The following is a 17,365-nucleotide window of genomic DNA, read 5'->3' as shown; positions in this document are numbered from 1 at the left end:
TTTGTCCAATCTCGCGGCAACGTGGCGTGCGCATATTTCTGCTAGTCGTCCATACTCAGCGGTTTGGCGTGGCATCCCACGCTATGCTCCTCATAGGCCGCAACCAGCGGCCGCACGCAGTATTGCCAACCCAGCGACTGCGCGTGTTCACGTATACGCGCCCGGTCGAACGCTCGCCGGTGCCGATAAAACTCGCGCAGTGCGCCGGCCAGCCCCTGTGGATCGATTCGCTCGACGATCCAGCCGGCGAAGTTGGGCAGGCTGTCACGAAAGGCGCCCACATCCGTGGCGATTACTGGGCAACCAAAGCGAAAGGCCGTGAACAACACGCCACTCTGGTCGATGTGACGATAGGGCAAGGCCACCGCATCGCAGGACTCGAAATAACCAGAAACTTCAGATTCAGGTATGAATCCGCGCTCCCAGATCACCTTGTGATTTTCGCCAAGCGCCCCGATCAACTCTTCGAGTTCATGCGCGTAGGCCGCGTCGCGTGCCTCGCCGGCAATGGTCACCTCTATTGGCAGCTCTGGACAATATGCCAGAGCGGACAGCAATAAATCGGCCCCCTTGTATCGGACAAGGCCGCCAAACAGCAAAATGCGAAATGTTTCCGACGACGCCGGCACGGCGAAATTCTCCGGCACGGCATCGACTCCATGTGGCATCACCACGATGCGGCTTTCCGGAATGCCGAAGTCTTCCGCGAGGTCCGTTCGCATTTTTGCGGTATGCACCACCAGCCGATGCGGCAATCTGTAAATAACGTGATGCAAGGCGCGGTACCACGCACCATGTCGACCGTGTGGCAGGATGTTATGCACCGTCATGAAAAAGTGCTTCGCACTAAGCCGATATATCAACCATTCCAGGCAGCCTGCGAATACATTGCGGGTCATGTACAAACCCGTGAGATGAACTACATCGTATCGGCCACCCCGTATATGCCGGACGAGCGCGCCAGCATAGCGCAGAATATTGGCGGCTTTCTTCCATGCGACGCGATGCGGATCCTGACTGCCACGCAAATTGACGGCTTCAACCCCGTGTGCGAGTTCGGCGATCAACGTACGATCCGAACTGACGAGTACGACGTCCACGCCGTTGGCAGCCAATCCATTGGCGAAGGCTTTCTCGTAATTGGGCTGAAAGCCATTGGAAACCAGCAAAACCTTCATGTCAACGCAGCCAGCGCGGCGTGAAAAATGCAGCAGGAAAGCACCACCGAATCAACACCAGCATGCACGTGCTGCCAGCAGAGACGACCGTCCAGCAGTTGCGCCCCAGACCGATAGCAAAACCGGCCTCGTATTCAGGCTGGAAACCGTGATCCAGCGGAATGGACTGGTTAGTCATCATGATTCGATGGGCAGTTGGCCCAGCGGATGCGCCCGGAAGTGCCGGTGGTAGCGATGCCGAAGCCGCCGTGCCAGATTGCCGAGTCGCATGGCAAGCGGCGACAAATATTGCAGGCGCACCTGGCGGTTTTCGTCCGCCAGCTTGCGGGCATCCTGCGCGTGCACGCCCCCCGCAGTGAACTGCGCGACGCGGCGGTCGATCCAACGCGTGCGCGCCCCGCTGCGGAATACGCGAATCAGCCAGTCGTAATCCGCAGACAGGCGAAAGCGCGTGTCGAATGTCCCCACACTGTCGAACAGCACACGCCGCGCAAACACCGCCTGATGGCACAAGCTCTCGAACGGCAAGGTGAGTCTGTTGATATGCGCAAACGTTCGCAGCACCTTGCGGGACGGGTATGCGTAGACCACATTGCCATACAGAAGATCAGCCGCCGGCTGCGTCTCCAGTATCCGCGCCACATCCGCCAGCACATTAGGATCATGTAGGGCATCGTCCGAATTGAGGAAGAATACATACTCCCCGCGCGCCATGCGCACGCCCTTGTTCATCGCATCGTAAATACCCTTGTCCGGCTCGCTCACGCTCGCTACCGGCGCCGCATCGAAGTCGCGCACGATCTCCATCGTACCGTCCGTCGATGCGCCGTCGACCACCACCCATTCGTAATCCCGGCACGTCTGTGAACTCAGCGAATCGCGTGCACGCGGCAGCACCGCCGCGCTGTTCCAGCATACAGTCACTATCGAGAATTTCATGCGCATGCGCCGGCCAATTTTGCATCGGTCGGAACCGCTTTCCGCATAAATTCCATTGAATTAACCCTGCTGCGTTTTGTCATGTGTGCTTCCAAAAATGGAAGTGCGGAAATTAGCCCCAACAGCATCATGGCGAGGATCTCGCCCACCGGCGTCCCTATGAACATCTTGGGCATCATGTCGAGGAAAGATAAAAAGATACTGTGGCTACATTTCACATAGACGATCGAGGTATTCGCAGGCTCTTTCAGGCCAGAACTAGAGGGCGGTATAACCAACGAAATCTGCTGCAAGGTATCCATCATGAAATCATGTACCGCGCACACGCTGCAGTTGCGGTGCCAGCAGCCAGCTGGCTACCTGCCTGCCATGGCCGGGCAGGCGTCCGATCGCGCTTGCCAGCAGACCGGATAGATCAGGGCCGAGCAGGCCCGAAAAACTGCGCAAAGCCAGCATCACGCTGAAGCCACATGTGATGATGATGATGGCGAGCCGCGCTTGCATGCCCAGCGCGCTATCCACGAGAACATGGTCAGCGGCCCATGCCGCCAACGCGGTGAGCAAGCTCAAGATCACGCCGCCACGCAGCGCGCGGGCGCATTCGCAAAGGGATACATTGATCTGGCGCGTCGCCAACACAGTGAAAAGCAGTGTGCGCAGGCAAATCAGACCCAACACCGTCCACGCCATCGTGGCCAGCGAATGCTCCGCAGCCCACAGCGCACCCAGCAGCCACAGTCCGGCAAGCGGAAGCTGCACCTTGAATTCCAGTGTGGCGCGGCCAGTGTTCCACAGTACCGGGGTGGTGATGCCCCACAGCAAGGCCATAGGCATGGCCAATGCGATCGGCTGCAACACTGCGGCGGCAGGCGCCCAGCGTTGCCCGTACAGGGCCAGCACCAAGGTGCTCGCGACGGCGGAAATTGCAAAAAACACGGGCATTATCGCCAGCGTGATGCCGGCCATGAGCGTGAGATAGGCCTTGCGGATGCGCTGCGGCTCGTGCTGCACCTTGGCGCATGCGGAAAACAGCACCGGTTGCATGAAGCCGAGGATGGTGCCGGACGGCGTGTTGACGAGGTTGTATGCGTTGGCGTAGAGACCAACTGATGTGCTGTCGAGGGTACGTGCGATCACGGTGCGATCGATGTTGCCGATGATCCAATTGATGAGGTTCGTAAGCAGCACGGTGCCACCAAAGTGCCCCATGCTGAACGCATCGGGGTGTCGAAGCAGCGGCGCAAGCGGATGGCGTACAACCCGATACATCAACAGCAGCGACAAAAGACTTTGTGCCGCCCAGGCCACCACCAGGGTCCACACACCGGCGCCGGCCAACCCCAGCGGTATACCGAGGCAGACGTATGCAAAGAAGTAGGCGACGGTCTGCGCAATTTGCAGTGCCTTGAAATCGAGTTCTCGCTTGAGCAGGTTGAGCGATACCGCGCTGATTGCCTGCAACAGGGCCAACGGCGCCAGCGCCAGAATGATTGCCTGCAGACGCGGCTCGCGGAAGAAGCCGGCAAGCGGCCCGGACAGGGCCGCTAGCGCGACAGTGATGATCAAACCGAGCAAGACCTGCAGGGTAAATACAAAACGTATGTCGGTGCTGTCCAGATGCTTGCGCTGGATCAAACCATAGGCCAAGCCGATGTCCGAGAAAAAGGCGGAGAAAGTCATCACTACCACGCTCATGGCGAACAGGCCGTACTGCGCCGGGCCAAGCAGGCGCGCCAGCACAATCTGAACGCTTATCTGCATGAACAAGCGCAGGAATGCACCGCCGCTGCCCCACAGGAATGCCGTGATGCTGCGCGCAGCCAAGCCTGCTTGAGTGGGCGAGGTCATGGCGAACAAGCCGATCGGCCAGTTTTTTCGCGGCGGGGGGACCGCTCCCACAGGACGACCCGACGGGAGACCCGCCCTCGGGCCGAATGCTGCGCCGGCGACGGGAGATTCGCGGCGGGGGCGCCGCTCCCACAGGAAAACGCTGTGGGAGGCCCGCCCTCGGGCCGAATGGTGCGCGCCGCTCCCACAGGACCACCCCGGTGGGAGGCCCGCCCTCGGGCCGAATGCTGTGCCGGGCTCTGCGGATTCGCGGCGGGGGCGTTAAGCATCACGCGGGCTGCGATCGGTCATAGAGGGTTTCAGGGGCGATATCGAGGTTGCCCGGCCAGCATACGGTGTCGTAAGCGACGTAAGCCTGCCTGAATATTGCCGGGTCTTTCAGGCGAGTGAACACGCCTTTTTCCAAATAGGGGCGCGCATCGAAAACCCGCGTTTCGCCGGTGCTGAAATCGATCTCCAGCAGGTAGTTATCGCGAACGCGGACTTGGGTGACGGTTTCCATGTTTCGGGGTCTCCTTATCTCAATGGGTCGATCTGGAAGGGCGGCTCGCCATTGACGGCAAGTGCCCAATCCGCAAGAAGCGCGTCTCTGTGGATTTCAATCCATGCCTGCACCAGCCGGGTCTTGGATCGGGGTATTTCTCCACTGAGCACCGCCCCGTCCCCAATAGCAAAAGAAGCTTCCTGCCCCTGATACCGTGCATGGATATGAGGAAGTTTGTGTCGCTCGTCATCGAAGAAGTAGAGATAGATGACGATGCCGTAGAACATGCTGATAGTCGGCATTTCGGCTATCTCTCCGTTGGTCGATAAGCCAGGAAATCAGCATAGGCGGTGTTCAGGCCCGCTTTCAAGCTTGTCCCGGCCTTCCACCCCATCGCGTTCAGCCGCCCCACGTCCATCAGCTTGCGCGGCGTGCCGTCGGGTTTGGTGGCGTCGAATTCGATCGCGCCCTGATAGCCCACGGTGGCAGCCACGGTTTCGGCCAGTTCGCGGATGGTCAGGTCGTGGCCGACGCCGATGTTGACCAGGGGCGCCAGGCCGTCGTTGCGGTCCTGGCCCAGCAGTGGCACGAACTGTTTGTCCGGCAGGGTCATCAGGTAGACGCAGGCGTCGGCCATGTCTTCGCTGTACATGAACTCGCGTCTGGGGGTGCCAGTGCCCCACACGGTGACGCTCGGCGCATTGGTCACCTTGGCTTCGTGAAAGCGACGTATCAGGGCCGGAATGACGTGCGAGTTTTCCGAATGGTAGTTGTCGCCGGGGCCGTACAGGTTGGTGGGCATGGCGGCCAGGTACTGGGTGCCGTACTGGCGGTTGTAACTCCAGCACATCTCGATGCCGGCAATCTTGGCCAGCGCGTAGGGCCGGTTGGTGGGTTCCAGCGGGCCGGTGAGGAGGTGTTCCTCTTTCAGCGGCTGCGGGGCCAGCTTCGGATAGATGCAGCTGGAGCCCAGGAACAGCAGGCGCCTGACGTTGCTTTGGTACGCTGCGTGAATGATGTTGGTCTGGATGGCGAGGTTGTCGCGGATGAATTCGGCTGGGTAGGTGTTGTTGGCGTGAATTCCGCCGACCCTGGCCGCCGCCAGGAAGACGTAGTCGGGCTTCTCGGCGGCAAAAAAGGCTTCGACGGCGGCCTGGTCGGTTAGGTCGAGTTCGGCGTGGGTACGGATGAGCAGATTCGTGTAGCCGCGTTCGCGCAGCTTCCTCATCAGCGCGGAGCCGACGAGGCCGCGGTGGCCGGCGATGTAGATTTTGTCCGAGGGTTTCATTTCGGCAGGACTCAAATTCCGGCCGCATCGGCAACGGCGGCTGCGAAGGCGGTGAAGTCTTCCATATGCCGCGTGGCGATCGCGTGAGCAATCTGCCAGTCTATGGCTTCATAGTTATGGACCGCGATGTTCCGAAAACCGACGGCTTTTTTCATGCGCGCGGCAAGTTCAGGGGGGATGGTGCCAAGGTCTGCCAGCACATCGAACGTTTGCCCCATCGTATCCGGGGCGGGGTTGTCTCGTGCGGCAATCAGATGCGCACCGATGTCCACACAAAGCTGGACCGCACGGGTCAGGTTCAGGGTGAGAATATCCTGGGCATCGACATCCTTTGCCAGGATTTCGGCAGTTGCCGGACACTTCTGGCGAACCCGCGCCACACAGCGGCGCAGCGATTCGAGTTTTTGCTCGATTACGTCCCGATCCACGCCTTTCTCCGCTCGGTCAGGATTCTTCTGCGATAGGGCATGAAATCGGCTTCTTCAAACAGATGCCGCTTGATCAGCTCAGCATAGTCGCTATCGCTACCAAAGAGGCGAACGCCATGTTTGAGAATTTGCCCGAGTACCGGTTCACCCGTCGTACGCAGATCGATCAGGTCTACGGGGCGTCCGGTTGCCAGTGACAGATCGCCAATCAAGGCCATTTTGGTTTCAGCGGACAGCGGCGCCTGCATCAGTACGGCCAAGTCAAGATCGCTCGCCGGCGTCGCGCGTCCCACGGCCAGCGATCCGAACAGAATCGCCAGACGGATATCTCCGTGCTGCATCAATACCTGTCCAATATGATCATTCAAATCCATGCGTCCTCCCACCTGCATGCCTGGGGAAACGCCGAATAAATCCGCGCTTCCCCGGCCGACCAGACCAGCGTGCGCAGGAAGTTCGGATGCGTCAGGCGGTCATTTCTTGTGGCCGTGCATCCGCGTATCGGCCAGTTGCGGTTGGCCGCCGAGTTTTCAGGCAACGCGGATTTACTCATGGTAGTCCATGGCCTTGTAACCGTGCCGTTTGACCAGTTCGTCGCGCTCGGCGGCTTTCAGGTCCTCGCGCACCATTTCGGCAACCAGGTCGACAAAGCTGGTCTGTGGCGTCCAGCCCAGTTTCTGCCGGGCCTTGCTGGCGTCTCCGAGCAGGGTTTCCACTTCGGTGGGCCGGAAATAGCGCGGGTCGACGGCGACGATGCAGCGGCCCGTAGGTTCGAGGTAACCCTTCTCGTGGACACCCTGCCCTTCCCAGCGGATATGCATGCCCAGTTCGCCGGCGGCGGCGTTGACGAAGTCGCGCACGCTGTATTGCACGCCGGTGGCGATGACGAAATCCTCCGCCTGCTGCTGCTGCAACATGAGCCACTGCATTTCCACGTAGTCGCGGGCGTGGCCCCAGTCGCGCTTGGCATCCAGGTTGCCTAGGTACAGGCAGTCCTGAAGCCCGAGCTTGATGCGCGCCAGGGCGCGGGTGATCTTGCGCGTGACGAAGGTCTCGCCGCGCAGCGGGCTTTCGTGGTTGAACAGGATGCCGTTGCAGGCGTACATGCCGTAGGCCTCGCGGTAGTTCACGACGATCCAGTAGCCGTACAGCTTGGCGACGGCGTAGGGGCTGCGCGGGTAGAAGGGGGTGGTCTCCTTCTGGGGTGTTTCCTGCACCAGGCCGTACAGCTCGGAGGTGGAGGCCTGGTAGAAGCGGGTTTTCTTCTCCAGGCCCAGGATGCGGATGGCTTCCAGCAGGCGCAGCACGCCGATGGCGTCGGAGTTGGCGGTGTATTCGGGCTCCTCGAAGCTGACCGCGACGTGGCTTTGCGCGGCCAGGTTGTAGATTTCGTCCGGCTGCACCTGCTGGATGATGCGCACCAGGCTGGACGAGTCAGTCATGTCCCCGTAGTGCAGGACGAAGTGGCGGTTGTCGACGTGCGGGTCCTGGTACAGGTGGTCGATGCGGTCGGTGTTGAACAGGGACGTGCGGCGCTTGATGCCGTGCACGATGTAGCCCTTCTTGAGCAGGAATTCGGCGAGGTAGGCGCCGTCCTGGCCGGTGATGCCGGTGATGAGGGCGATTTTTTTTGACATGGTGTTGCGGCCTTCTGGTCGGTCGATTCCGGCATTGCCGGGGGTGGGGGGGTGTGCAGCCCTGCCGCGTGCCTATTGCAGGCCGGACAGGCGCTTGCGGGTTTCGGGCGGCACGGCCGCGAGCAGGTCCTGCAGGAACCGTGCCTGCTGGGCGAATGCGCGCTCGTCGTCGGGGTCAATGGTCGAGGCCCGCACCAGCATGCCGTCCGGTATCTGGCCGCGGAATCCGTAGCGCATCTGTGCCAGCTTGCCCTGCAGGCTGCCGATGATGGCGCGGTCGCCGACCATGACCCAGTAGGTCACCGGTTCGTGGCGCGGCCCGAACTGGGTCGTGAGCCGGCGGATGGGAATTTCGCCCCACGGGGTCGGCAGGCTGGCGTTTACCGTGCTCAGAAGCTGCGCGCCCTGCGCCGGGTAGCAGACTTCCGGCCGGTGCACTTGCAGGTCGTCTTCCTGGTTGTCGCCGTAGGCGATGGACAGCATGACGCGCACGCCTTCCCCGTTCACGTAACTGCGCATGAGGACCTGGCTGTAGATGCGGTCGATGGTTTCCTGCTGGCGTGGATCGACGATCTGGACTTGCTGCTTCTGTTCCGTCCAGGCGCCGAACTGGCGCGGGATGGCGCTTTCCAGTTGGAACGTGTCGGCGCCGGCGACCATGCGCGTCGGCTTCATGGCGTAGGCCAGGCCGGCGGCGGCCAGCATGCAGATGCCGATCAGTACGGTACGCAGGTTAGGGTTGGCTGTTGTCATGACGATAGGGGGAATTCGGGGATGCTGCCGGTGTCAGGGATTGGTCGCTGGCTGCGCATGGGCAAATTCCTGGACCCGGCCCCAAACGGCCAGCAGTTCGCCAGCGCGGCCGGCAACGTTGCGTGAAGACTCATAGCTGCACCCCACTTTGGCGGGCGACCTGGTAAATGGGTAGCTCGATGCCGGCGTTGACCGGGCGCACCACGAGGTCGATTTTTTCGTCCTCGAATTCCGGACTTTCCGTGAGGGCCACCAGCGCATCCAGCTTGCGATCCACGATCAGGGCGGCATCGGCAAGGTTGGTCTCGACGTAGACATCGTAATCGCCTCCACGCTGCTCATCGTCGACCCGCGACCCGAACAGCCACACCCGCGCATCGGCACCAAAACACTGCCGCACGGTGTCTTTGAGCCGACGAACCTGGGCGTGGCTAAGACGCATGGGGCTAGCCTTTGACGCGCCGCGGCTCGCGCAGTCCGGGCAGCAGACCCAGCAGCGCGTCCAGCGCCAGCAACATCGCCAGCGCGAACAGGTACAGCGAGATGCCGGCCAGGCCGTGCAGGTAACCCTGGGCGGCGGCATCGCCCATGTGGAAGGTGATCAGCGCCAGGGTCACCACGCGCAGCGTGTTGGCCAGGAAGGCGATCGGCACGATGGCGAGCACCAGCAGGCCCAGCCGCAGGCGGTTCTTGTAGCCCATCAGGTACAGGTAGAACAGGCCGACGGCGGCCAGCGAATAGATTGAATGCATGCCGGAACAGGCATCCGCCACCAGCAGTTGGTACGGCCCCAGATGCAGCACCACGCCGGCCCGCGCGATGGGATAGCCGGCCGCGAACAGTATCTGCGCGGCCAGTGCCGAGGCGTGCTGCTTCAGCGGCCCGGTGACGGCGTCCACCAGAAAGCCCGGCAGCGGGATCAGAAAAATCAGAAAAAACAGCGGAAACCACAGGCGCCGCACCGCAGCCGGGCCCACCAGCGCCAGCAGGCAGCCGATCAGCACCGGTATGGCCGAGCCGATTTCGAAGATCAGGATGTCCTGCGAGCGGCCGACGGCGTACAGCAACAGGCCGGGCAGCAGCCACAGCCAGCCGGCGAGCGGGCGGGGTTGCGTCGCCGCCGAGAAGGCATCGCGGCAGGACCATGCCAGCCACAGCACCACGGCCAGTATCAGCGGCCCATGGGCCTGATCCTCGGACTGCCACAGGCCGGTGGCCAGGCCATACACGGTCGGCCCATACAGCACGGCCAGGCCGAGCAGCACCGGCCAGGCGGCGAGCCAGCGCGGTCCGGAATGCGCAATTGACGTGGGATGCACGGCTGCCATGTGGTTCAACCCCGGTTCATGACCACACCCAGCACCGGAATGCCCGTGGCGGCCAGGGTCTGCGTGAGGGTGTCGAGGCCGGTTAGGCTGGTGTGGTTGCGGCGGGCCACCAGCAGTGCGGCGCGGGCCGCGGCGGCGATGTAGTACGCATCGCCGCCGGGTCCGGTCGGCGGGGTGTCCAGAATCACCAGATCGAAGCGGTCCGCCACGTCGCTCAGGAAGGTCTGCAGGGCCGGACGGGCCAGCAGTTCCGTGGCATTGGGCGGCACCGGGCCGGACGGCAACACGGCCAGGCCGCTGAAACCGGGTAGCGGCGTGATGAAAGCGGCACAGCCTCGCCCGGCGAGCAGGTCCGACAGGCCGCCGCCGCCCACGACGGATCGAAACAGTGTGTGCTGGCTGGGCCGGCGCAGGTCGGCATCCACCAGCAGTGTGCGCAGCCCGAGTTCGGCAAAGGACACGGCAAGGTTGGCGGCCAGTGTGCTGCGGCCGTCGCCGTCCTGCGGGCTGAGCACGGCCAGGGCCGGGTGGCCCTCGGCGCGACCGACCCCCGCCAGGCTCAGGCGCATGCGCAGGGCGCGCAGCTGCTCCGCCTGATGGCCGAACGGCTGCGCCAGCGCGTACAGGGTGGGGTCGGTGGCGGCGCTGCCGGGCTTCCATGGGTAGCCGAACTGCTCGGCGAGGGCCGAATCCAGATCGGCTCCGCTGAGCAGACCCAGCGCCTGCGCAGCCTCACCAAAGCGCACGGCATGTTGCTTTTGGTACTCAGCGATGCGGGTCAGGTCCGTTGAGGCCAGCTTGCCCTCTTGCACCAGGAGTGCGCCGATGCGATCGGCCGCCGGCGGCGCCGGCTCGTGTCCGGCGGTCGTGTCCGGTTTCATGCCGGTCCCTCCAGTACGCCCAGCACGGGCAGGTTCAGGCGCTGCTCCAGCATGCGCGGGCCGCGCACCTTGGGCATCAGCAGTTCCAGCAGCAGGGCCGCGCCCACGCCCAGCAGTCCGCCCAGAAACACACCGATTGCCAGGTTCAGCTTTGGCTTGGGACTGCTGCGCTGGGTGGGTACGACCGCCGGTGTCAAAACCGCGACGTTGGTATCCGAGACGCGGCTTTGCAGCAAACTTTCGTTGTAGCGCTGGGCGGCCACGTCGTAGGCGGCCTGTGCGCTCATCACGTCGCGCTCCAGGGTCGGTATCTGGTCGCGCGCCTCCTTGAAGGCGAGCACCTTGGCGCGCTGGGCGTCGAGCTCCTTGCGCAGTGCCTCGACACGGCTGTGGGCGATGTCGGCTTCGTTGGCGACGCTGCGCGTGAGCCGGTCGAGCGCCGTGGCCAGCCGCCCGCGCACGCTGGCCACCTCGGCCTCGGCGCGCTGCAGTTGCGGATGGTTGGCGCCGTACTGTTTCTGCAACTGGACCAGATCGGCCTCGCGCCGGGCCAGGTCGACCTTGAGGCTCTGCAGGTAGCTGTCGGTGGAGAATTCGCGCAGGCTCTCGATGCTGCCGCCGCCCTTGCGGATGCGCGTCAGTTCCTGCTGGCGGGTCTCGGCGTCGTGCATCAGGCCCTCGGCCTGCACCAGTTGCGAGCTGAGCTCGTTCAGGCGGGCGGTTTCGATGTCCAGCCGCTCGTCGCTGGCCACGATGCCGCGCTCGCGCTGGAAGGCCGACAGCCGCGCCTGCGCCTCCTCCAGACGCTGACGCAGGGCGGTCAGTTGCGAGTCCAGCCACGCGCTGTCGCGGCGGGCCGGATCGACGCTCAGTTCCAGGTTGGTCTCGATGTACGCGTCGGCAAAGGCATTGGCCAGGGCGGCCGCGAACCGCGGATCCGTGCCGCGGTAGGTAAGGTTAACCACCCGGCTGTCGGGGGTCGGCTTCAGGGTCAGGTCATTGCGCAGGACGTCCGCCAGCCAGTGGCGGATGGAGCCCTTGCCGTCGGTGGCGTCCTGCCACAGCTCGCGTGCGGTTGCCTGTTCCGCCAGCTTGAGCTTGTCGACCACCTTGAGTGCCACGTTCTGACTCTGAATGATGTCGAACTGGGTGGCCATGTAGCTTGGCGCCATCTGCACCGACAGCATCGGCGCCTGCTGGTCGCGAAAGGTGATCAGCAGCGCGGTGGTGGCGTCGTACTTGTCGGGCAGCTTCAGGGTAACGCCCAGCGCCGCCAGCACGGTGGCGGCCAGGGCGCCGAGCACCACGTATCGGCGCGCCCACAAAATCAACAGAAAATCCTGGATGTTCATGGCTCTGCTTCTCAGAACAGCCGTTCGCGAACGACGATGATGTCACCGGCCTGCAGCGGCTGGTCGAAATCGGCGTCGATTTCGCTCACCGTGCCGTCGGCCGCCTGGCGACGGATGCGGATGCCGCGGTCGGTGCCGCGCGGCGAGATGCTGCCGCCCAGTGCCAGACCCTGCTGCACGGTCATGTGGCGATCCAGCGGATAGGCACCGGGGCGCTGCACCTCGCCGAACACGTAGATCATCTCTGCCTTGGGTACGTAGATGACCTCGCCACCGCGCAGCACCGGGTTGGCGCCGGCGCCGTCTGCCAGGGTCGTGCGCAGGTCGATCTCCTGCCGGTGGCCATCAGCAGTGACCAGCACCACTTTTTCGCTGCCGCTCTGCGCCACGCCGCCGGCCTGTGCCACGGCCTCCACCAGCGTGAGTTGGCGGTCCATGGGATAGCGGCCCGGCCGGTTGATGTAGCCCAGCACCGATACCAGGCGGCTCTGGTACTGATCCACCAGCACGCTGATTTGCGGGTCGCTGACGTAATCGCCCTGCTGCAGGGCCTTGGTGATGGTCGCCTCGGCCTCGCGCTCGGTCAGACCGGCCACGGTCACGGCCCCGGCCAGCGGCACCTTGACCTTGCCCTCCGGCCCGACGCGGCTTTTGACGGCCAGGTCCGGGTGCTCGAACACGGTGATCTGCAGCACGTCGCCGGGGCCGATCTGGTAATCGGCCGCCAGCGCGCCGCCGGCCGCTACCGCCAGCAGCATGCCGCTGATTGTCCTGAGCCATCGCTTCATCGTTGATTTTCCTGAGTTTTCCAAGTCTGCCGGCGCCGATTGTGACAGCGCCGTGTTACAGGTTGACCTGCACCGAGAAATTGAATGAGTTGGCGTCATAGTCGTTGCCGGGACGGTCCGAACTGCGCTGGCTGTGGCTGTAACCGGCGCTGAGCGTCACCAGCGTCCGCGGCGTGTAGCTGGCGCTGAGTCCGTAGGACAGGATGTTTTCCTTCGGCTGCGTGGCGCCCACAAACAGGCCGGAATCCTCGTACTGGCGGTGGGTGTAGCCAGTGTTGGCCCGCAGGACGATGCGGTCGGTGGGCGCCCAGACCGGCCTGAAGGAGAAACCGGTGGTGGTTACGGAGCTCGAGAACAGGTCGTCCAGCGATTCCAGGCGCCGGTAGGCATTCAGGTCCAGCATCAGCTTGGGTGACCACATGTAGCGGGCGCTCAGATCACCGGAAGGACCTGAATAGTCCCGGAATTCAAGGTTGTTGGAGCGCCGCCAGGAATAGCCCAGGCGCCCGTCAAGCGACGTGAAGCCGCCCTGCCAGGTGAAGGTGACGACGCCTTCCTGCTGCAGGTAGCCATCGTCGGTCAGGCTGAAGGGACCGACATCCCGCTTCGGAAAACGGCCATCTTCCCGACGGTACTGCAAGCCGAGCCGGTTTCCGAGCGGCGTGCGGCGGGACACGCCCAGCAGCCAGTGGCTGCCGCGAAAGTTGGACGCCTCACGACTCTCGAGTCCGTGCGTGGTGGTGCGAATGCCGGTTCCGGCCCGCAGCTCGATCTCGGGCGTGATCAGGTAGCCAAGATCGAGCGTGCCATGCGCGGTATCGACCGGGTCCTTTACCGGCTCACGGAAGTTTTCGAAGCTGCCAAGCTGGCGCTGGAAGCCCGCATCCACGGTGCCGGTCAGGCTGCGGCCGGCGGCCATGTTCCAGCGCGCACGGGTGTCGTAGCCGGTGTTGTCCAGATACGAGAAGCGCTGAAAGGACTGGTCGAGCGCCTGCAGGCTGGCGGTGACTTGCTGGCGGCCGGGCTGCCAGTCCAGTCCCAGGCCGGCGAAGGCGGTGCGCATCCAGTCGGAGCGGCTCGATTCGCCGAGCGCCAGTTCTTCGTCCACGTCGTCGGACAGGCGAAACAGGTTGTCCTCGTAGGCCGACGCGATGCCGGCGAACGGCGTCAGGAAATCGCCCTCGCCCGCCCGCGCCAACGCCGGCAGCAGACCACACAACAGCAAGCTTCCGATACCCCCCGTCAGACCGCCGATTCGGCGCATGACCTCAATACGCATGCGCATCCCTGAACACCAGGGCCGCCGTGCGCAGCATGATGCGCAGGTCCAGACGCAACGACCAGCGGCGCAGGTATTCGAGGTCGTACTCGACCCGCGAGCGCATCTTGTCGAGCGTGTCGGTTTCGCCACGCAGGCCGTTGACCTGCGCCCAGCCGGTGATGCCGGGCTTGACCTTGTGGCGGTGCATGTAGCCGGAGATCAGGCGCCGGTAGTGCTCGTTGTGGGCGACGGCGTGCGGACGCGGCCCGACCACACTCATGCGGCCCTGCAGGACGTTGATGAACTGCGGCAGCTCGTCCAGGGACGTGCGTCGCAGCACGCGGCCCAGCGGCGTGATGCGGTCATCGTCACGGCGCGCCTGCGGAACGTTGGGTCCGTCTTCGCACACGGTCATGGTGCGGAACTTGTAGATGCGGATTTCCTCGCCGCCGAAGCCGTAACGACGCTGCCTGAACAGCACCGGCCCCGGCGAACCGAGCTTGACGCCGATGGCGATGGCGATCATCAAGGGGCTCAGAGCCAGCAGCGCCAGGGTGGCGAACACGATGTCGCTGGCCCGCTTGACTACGGCGTTGACCCCGTAATACGGCGTTTCCCATACACCCATGACCGGTATGCCACCCACCTGGTCGACCCGCGCCTGCAGCAGGTCGACGAAGTGCATGTCCGGCACGAAATAGACCGAGGCAGTGGTGTCGCGCAGGCCATCGAGCAGTGCCTCCACGCGCGGGTCGCCGCGCATGGGCAGGGCGATGTAGACCAGGTCGACCTTGTGCTCGCGCACAAAATCCGCCGTCTGCGCCAGACGACCCAGCAGCGCATCCGAGCTGGGCAGACCCAGCCGGGCGGCACTGCGGTCGTCGAAGAAGCCCTTGAAATCGACGCCGCCATCTTCGGCGTCCTGCAGCGCGCGACGCAGTGCCAGCGAGACGTTGGTAAACGCCACTGCCACGGCACTGCGCTGGCTGCCACGGGTCAGGTACAGCAGCAGCGCGCGGGTCACGGAGTGATACAGGATCATCACGACCGGGGTGACCAACAGCCACAGTTCCGCCAACGGCGGCGAAAAGTGCTCGGTCACGCCAGTGGCTACGGCCATGATGATCAGCAGGCCGACCACCGACATCCACGAGCCGATGATGCAGCCGACCAACGCCCACTCGCCGCCGCGTCGCCAAGGCTGGCCATGCGCCACGTCGCGAAACAGCGAAAACACCACCAGTGCGGCGGCGGTTGCTGCGGCCCGTTCGATGAGGGTGATGTCCAGACCCAGCCAGCGCGCTCCCAGCAGCAGGATGATCACTGTCACCAGGGGGTCCAGCAGGCGCAGCACCAACACGGCCAGCGCCACCCGCTGGTCGAGGATCTCCGGGGTGCGAATGAGGCGCACGTGCTGGCTGGCCGCCATCGGGGCCAGGTCCGCGCTACCCAGCTTGTCGTCGACCACCGAATTCAAAATGCCGTACCGGGATTGCATGACATGACGGGGTATCGCGCAGATGACATGCGACAGGTGCCGGCCTAACGCAAGCCCTTCAGGCCCTGGCCAATGCCGTCGTCGTCGTTGTCCTCCTGCTCGGAGTCCACGGCCGGCGCTGGCTGCGTCTGCGGGGCCGGCACGGCGCCTTCGGCCGGTGTCGGTGGCTGATCGGCAAACTCGCCCAGCCATTTGATGTCAGCCTGTTCACGCAGGTGTTTGACTTCCTGTTCGCCCAGCGCCTGGCGTCGCTCGTTCAGCAGCGTCTGGCGGATGGAGTCCTTGGCCTGTTCCAGGGTGATCGGGGCATCGCGCGCCTCGACCAGGAAGCTGACGGTCGATTCGGTGGCCGAACCGACCATGATGGCCTGGCCGGGCTTGAGGGTCTGCAGGCGCTCCAGAATCGGCTCCGGCACCTGCTCGGAGGGCAGCGTGCGAATCGACACGCGCACCTTGGCGCCGCGCTCCTGCAGCCACTTGACCAGGCTCTCGGCGGTCACTTCGCCCTTGCCGTAGGCATCGAGTTCTTCCCGCGGCACCGTGTTGTCGGTGGCCACCTGACGCATCAGGAACAGCTTGCGCTGCGCGTACTTCAGTGGGTGCTCGTCGTAGTACTTGCGAATTTCGTCGTCGGTGGGTGGCACGGCCTGAGCCATGACGCGCTCCAGGTGCGCCTGCGCCAGCAGCTGCTGACGACTCTCCTCCAGCGCCAGCATGACGGCCGGATCGCGGTCGAGCTTCTGTGCCAGGGCGCGCTCGAGCAGCAGCTGACGGGTCACCAGTTGATCCGCCGCCTGGCGCTTGAGCGCCACAGGATCCGGCGCCTGGGCAGCACCTGGCAGACGCGCCAGGAGGTAGTTGAGCTGATGCACGGTGACATCCTCACCGTTTACCGTCGCCACCGCCTGCCCGGCCTTGTCGGCGATCTCATCCTGCCCGCCGCCACACCCGGTGAGCCCGGCGATCAGCGCGCCGGTCACGACGAGGCGCTTCAACAACGCAATGCCGACTTGCGAACGGGCATCGCCCATGTGTCTACCGGGTGCTGCTGTGGTGCGGTGTTTCATGTGTATTGGTTGAGCAAAAAATGAGCCAGATGCTTGTGGGTGCTTATGGAGCATGGGGACTATACAAGCGGATCGCGCACCGCCAAGCTGCAAAAGTGCGTGTTTTTACTGCAGCCGGAGGCCGCGCAGTCTGATGGCGGTGCATGACGAGACCTTTACAGGTCCCGAAACATTTGTGACAGCGCGGCGCATCAGATTCGCGGGGGGGCGCCGGTGTGGGAGGCCCGCCTCGGGCCGAATGTCTCGCCACGACATTTCGCGGCGAGGGCGCCGCTCCCACAGTCGAGCCCCTGTGGGAGGCCCGCCTCGGGCCGAACGGGTCGCCACGACGATTCGCGGCGGGGGCGCCGCTCCCACAGTCCAGTCCGTGTGGGAGGCCCGCCCTCGGGCCGAATGTCTCGCACGAACATTTCGCGGCGAGGGCGCCGCTCCCACAGTCGAGCCCCTGTGGGAGGCCCGCCTCGTGTCATGGTCAAGTTTCAGTGGACACCGGGATAGGGGATTTCAGGTGGTGGCTTTCTCGTAGTCGGCCGGGGAACGGTAGCCGAGGGTGGAGTGCAGCCGGTGGGTGTTGTAGAAGCCGACGATGTAGTGGGTGACGTCGGCGATGGCTTCGTTGGGATTGGCGTAGCGGC

General features: G+C 64.0%; 21 protein-coding genes. All 21 read right to left on the bottom strand.

Annotation, left to right across the window (positions count from 1 at the left end; translation table 11 throughout):
* Nucleotides 1-41: 41 nt before the first annotated feature.
* Nucleotides 42-1,178, bottom strand: coding sequence for a glycosyltransferase family 4 protein (locus tag H5U26_RS11750; protein ID WP_290619892.1), 1,137 nt, complete (start codon nt 1,176-1,178; stop codon nt 42-44).
* Between the two features lies 1 nt (nt 1,179).
* Complete coding sequence (locus H5U26_RS11745) at nt 1,180-1,356, bottom strand: hypothetical protein (protein WP_290619890.1); 177 nt, start codon at nt 1,354-1,356, stop codon at nt 1,180-1,182.
* Nucleotides 1,356-2,117, bottom strand: a complete 762-nt coding sequence (locus H5U26_RS11740) for a glycosyltransferase family 2 protein (RefSeq protein ID WP_290619888.1) — start codon at nt 2,115-2,117, stop codon at nt 1,356-1,358. Before H5U26_RS11740 ends, H5U26_RS11745 begins: the two co-directional genes overlap by 1 nt.
* Nucleotides 2,114-2,419: a hypothetical protein gene (locus tag H5U26_RS11735; RefSeq protein ID WP_290619886.1), complete on the bottom strand. Its 306-nt coding sequence runs from the start codon at nt 2,417-2,419 to the stop codon at nt 2,114-2,116. Before H5U26_RS11735 ends, H5U26_RS11740 begins: the two co-directional genes overlap by 4 nt.
* A 7-nt stretch (nt 2,420-2,426) precedes the next feature.
* Nucleotides 2,427-3,965, bottom strand: coding sequence for a lipopolysaccharide biosynthesis protein (locus tag H5U26_RS11730; RefSeq protein ID WP_290619884.1), 1,539 nt, complete (start codon nt 3,963-3,965; stop codon nt 2,427-2,429).
* A gap of 268 nt (nt 3,966-4,233) precedes the next feature.
* Nucleotides 4,234-4,467, bottom strand: coding sequence for a DUF2442 domain-containing protein (locus H5U26_RS11725; protein ID WP_290619882.1), 234 nt, complete (start codon nt 4,465-4,467; stop codon nt 4,234-4,236).
* A gap of 14 nt (nt 4,468-4,481) precedes the next feature.
* On the bottom strand, nt 4,482-4,751 hold the full coding sequence (locus tag H5U26_RS11720; protein ID WP_366055941.1) for a DUF4160 domain-containing protein: 270 nt from the start codon (nt 4,749-4,751) through the stop codon (nt 4,482-4,484).
* 5 nt (nt 4,752-4,756) lie between these two features.
* Nucleotides 4,757-5,737 carry a GDP-L-fucose synthase gene (locus H5U26_RS11715; protein WP_290619878.1) on the bottom strand — a complete coding sequence of 327 codons (981 nt, stop codon included), beginning with the start codon at nt 5,735-5,737 and terminating at the stop codon, nt 4,757-4,759.
* Nucleotides 5,738-5,748: 11 nt separating this feature from the next.
* The gene (locus H5U26_RS11710) at nt 5,749-6,165 is read right to left on the bottom strand and encodes a DUF86 domain-containing protein (protein ID WP_290619876.1); all 417 of its coding nucleotides are present in this window, start codon (nt 6,163-6,165) and stop codon (nt 5,749-5,751) included.
* Nucleotides 6,150-6,539, bottom strand: a complete 390-nt coding sequence (locus H5U26_RS11705; RefSeq protein ID WP_290619874.1) for a nucleotidyltransferase domain-containing protein — start codon at nt 6,537-6,539, stop codon at nt 6,150-6,152. The genes H5U26_RS11710 and H5U26_RS11705 overlap by 16 nt, the downstream gene beginning before the upstream one ends.
* Before the next feature lie 171 nt (nt 6,540-6,710).
* Nucleotides 6,711-7,802: a GDP-mannose 4,6-dehydratase gene (gene gmd, locus H5U26_RS11700; protein ID WP_290619872.1), complete on the bottom strand. Its 1,092-nt coding sequence runs from the start codon at nt 7,800-7,802 to the stop codon at nt 6,711-6,713.
* Nucleotides 7,803-7,874: 72 nt separating this feature from the next.
* Nucleotides 7,875-8,555, bottom strand: coding sequence for an exosortase-associated protein EpsI, B-type (epsI, locus tag H5U26_RS11695; RefSeq protein ID WP_290619870.1), 681 nt, complete (start codon nt 8,553-8,555; stop codon nt 7,875-7,877).
* Nucleotides 8,556-8,685: 130 nt separating this feature from the next.
* The gene (locus tag H5U26_RS11690) at nt 8,686-8,997 is read right to left on the bottom strand and encodes a nucleotidyltransferase domain-containing protein (RefSeq protein ID WP_290619868.1); all 312 of its coding nucleotides are present in this window, start codon (nt 8,995-8,997) and stop codon (nt 8,686-8,688) included.
* Between the two features lie 4 nt (nt 8,998-9,001).
* On the bottom strand, nt 9,002-9,883 hold the full coding sequence (gene xrtB, locus H5U26_RS11685; protein ID WP_290619866.1) for an exosortase B: 882 nt from the start codon (nt 9,881-9,883) through the stop codon (nt 9,002-9,004).
* 5 nt (nt 9,884-9,888) lie between these two features.
* Nucleotides 9,889-10,764 carry a polysaccharide biosynthesis tyrosine autokinase gene (locus H5U26_RS11680; RefSeq protein ID WP_290619864.1) on the bottom strand — a complete coding sequence of 292 codons (876 nt, stop codon included), beginning with the start codon at nt 10,762-10,764 and terminating at the stop codon, nt 9,889-9,891.
* A complete protein-coding gene (gene epsF, locus H5U26_RS11675) occupies nt 10,761-12,116 on the bottom strand; it encodes a chain length determinant protein EpsF (protein ID WP_290619862.1) in 1,356 nt (451 codons plus the stop codon). The genes H5U26_RS11680 and epsF overlap by 4 nt, the downstream gene beginning before the upstream one ends.
* A gap of 11 nt (nt 12,117-12,127) precedes the next feature.
* Nucleotides 12,128-12,904 (bottom strand): polysaccharide biosynthesis/export family protein, encoded by a 777-nt coding sequence (locus H5U26_RS11670; RefSeq protein ID WP_290619860.1) that lies wholly within the window; start codon nt 12,902-12,904, stop codon nt 12,128-12,130.
* 55 nt (nt 12,905-12,959) lie between these two features.
* Nucleotides 12,960-14,123, bottom strand: coding sequence for an XrtB/PEP-CTERM-associated polysaccharide biosynthesis outer membrane protein EpsL (gene epsL, locus H5U26_RS11665; RefSeq protein ID WP_290619858.1), 1,164 nt, complete (start codon nt 14,121-14,123; stop codon nt 12,960-12,962).
* 49 nt (nt 14,124-14,172) lie between these two features.
* Nucleotides 14,173-15,663 (bottom strand): undecaprenyl-phosphate glucose phosphotransferase, encoded by a 1,491-nt coding sequence (locus H5U26_RS11660; protein WP_290619856.1) that lies wholly within the window; start codon nt 15,661-15,663, stop codon nt 14,173-14,175.
* A gap of 44 nt (nt 15,664-15,707) precedes the next feature.
* On the bottom strand, nt 15,708-16,694 hold the full coding sequence (locus H5U26_RS11655; RefSeq protein ID WP_290619854.1) for an EpsD family peptidyl-prolyl cis-trans isomerase: 987 nt from the start codon (nt 16,692-16,694) through the stop codon (nt 15,708-15,710).
* A 540-nt stretch (nt 16,695-17,234) separates the two neighbouring features.
* Nucleotides 17,235-17,365, bottom strand: a 131-nt coding sequence (locus tag H5U26_RS11650) for an IS3 family transposase (RefSeq protein WP_366055942.1), incomplete at its 5' end; no start/stop codon positions are given.

The sequence above is a fragment of the Immundisolibacter sp. genome (genome assembly GCF_014359565.1).
Classification (GTDB): domain Bacteria; phylum Pseudomonadota; class Gammaproteobacteria; order Immundisolibacterales; family Immundisolibacteraceae; genus Immundisolibacter.
This window is presented reverse-complemented; position numbering and strand designations above follow the sequence as displayed.

Coding starts and splice junctions, on each gene's coding strand:
- H5U26_RS11750 (WP_290619892.1), bottom strand. CDS start 1,178: ATGAAGGTTTTGCTGGTTTCCAATGGCTTTCAGCCCAATTACGAGAAA.
- H5U26_RS11745 (WP_290619890.1), bottom strand. CDS start 1,356: ATGACTAACCAGTCCATTCCGCTGGATCACGGTTTCCAGCCTGAATAC.
- H5U26_RS11740 (WP_290619888.1), bottom strand. CDS start 2,117: ATGAAATTCTCGATAGTGACTGTATGCTGGAACAGCGCGGCGGTGCTG.
- H5U26_RS11735 (WP_290619886.1), bottom strand. CDS start 2,419: ATGGATACCTTGCAGCAGATTTCGTTGGTTATACCGCCCTCTAGTTCT.
- H5U26_RS11730 (WP_290619884.1), bottom strand. CDS start 3,965: ATGACCTCGCCCACTCAAGCAGGCTTGGCTGCGCGCAGCATCACGGCA.
- H5U26_RS11725 (WP_290619882.1), bottom strand. CDS start 4,467: ATGGAAACCGTCACCCAAGTCCGCGTTCGCGATAACTACCTGCTGGAG.
- H5U26_RS11720 (WP_366055941.1), bottom strand. CDS start 4,751: ATGCCGACTATCAGCATGTTCTACGGCATCGTCATCTATCTCTACTTC.
- H5U26_RS11715 (WP_290619878.1), bottom strand. CDS start 5,737: ATGAAACCCTCGGACAAAATCTACATCGCCGGCCACCGCGGCCTCGTC.
- H5U26_RS11705 (WP_290619874.1), bottom strand. CDS start 6,539: ATGGATTTGAATGATCATATTGGACAGGTATTGATGCAGCACGGAGAT.
- gmd (WP_290619872.1), bottom strand. CDS start 7,802: ATGTCAAAAAAAATCGCCCTCATCACCGGCATCACCGGCCAGGACGGC.
- epsI (WP_290619870.1), bottom strand. CDS start 8,555: ATGACAACAGCCAACCCTAACCTGCGTACCGTACTGATCGGCATCTGC.
- H5U26_RS11690 (WP_290619868.1), bottom strand. CDS start 8,997: ATGCGTCTTAGCCACGCCCAGGTTCGTCGGCTCAAAGACACCGTGCGG.
- xrtB (WP_290619866.1), bottom strand. CDS start 9,883: ATGGCAGCCGTGCATCCCACGTCAATTGCGCATTCCGGACCGCGCTGG.
- H5U26_RS11680 (WP_290619864.1), bottom strand. CDS start 10,764: ATGAAACCGGACACGACCGCCGGACACGAGCCGGCGCCGCCGGCGGCC.
- epsF (WP_290619862.1), bottom strand. CDS start 12,116: ATGAACATCCAGGATTTTCTGTTGATTTTGTGGGCGCGCCGATACGTG.
- H5U26_RS11670 (WP_290619860.1), bottom strand. CDS start 12,904: ATGAAGCGATGGCTCAGGACAATCAGCGGCATGCTGCTGGCGGTAGCG.
- H5U26_RS11660 (WP_290619856.1), bottom strand. CDS start 15,663: ATGCAATCCCGGTACGGCATTTTGAATTCGGTGGTCGACGACAAGCTG.
- H5U26_RS11655 (WP_290619854.1), bottom strand. CDS start 16,694: ATGGGCGATGCCCGTTCGCAAGTCGGCATTGCGTTGTTGAAGCGCCTC.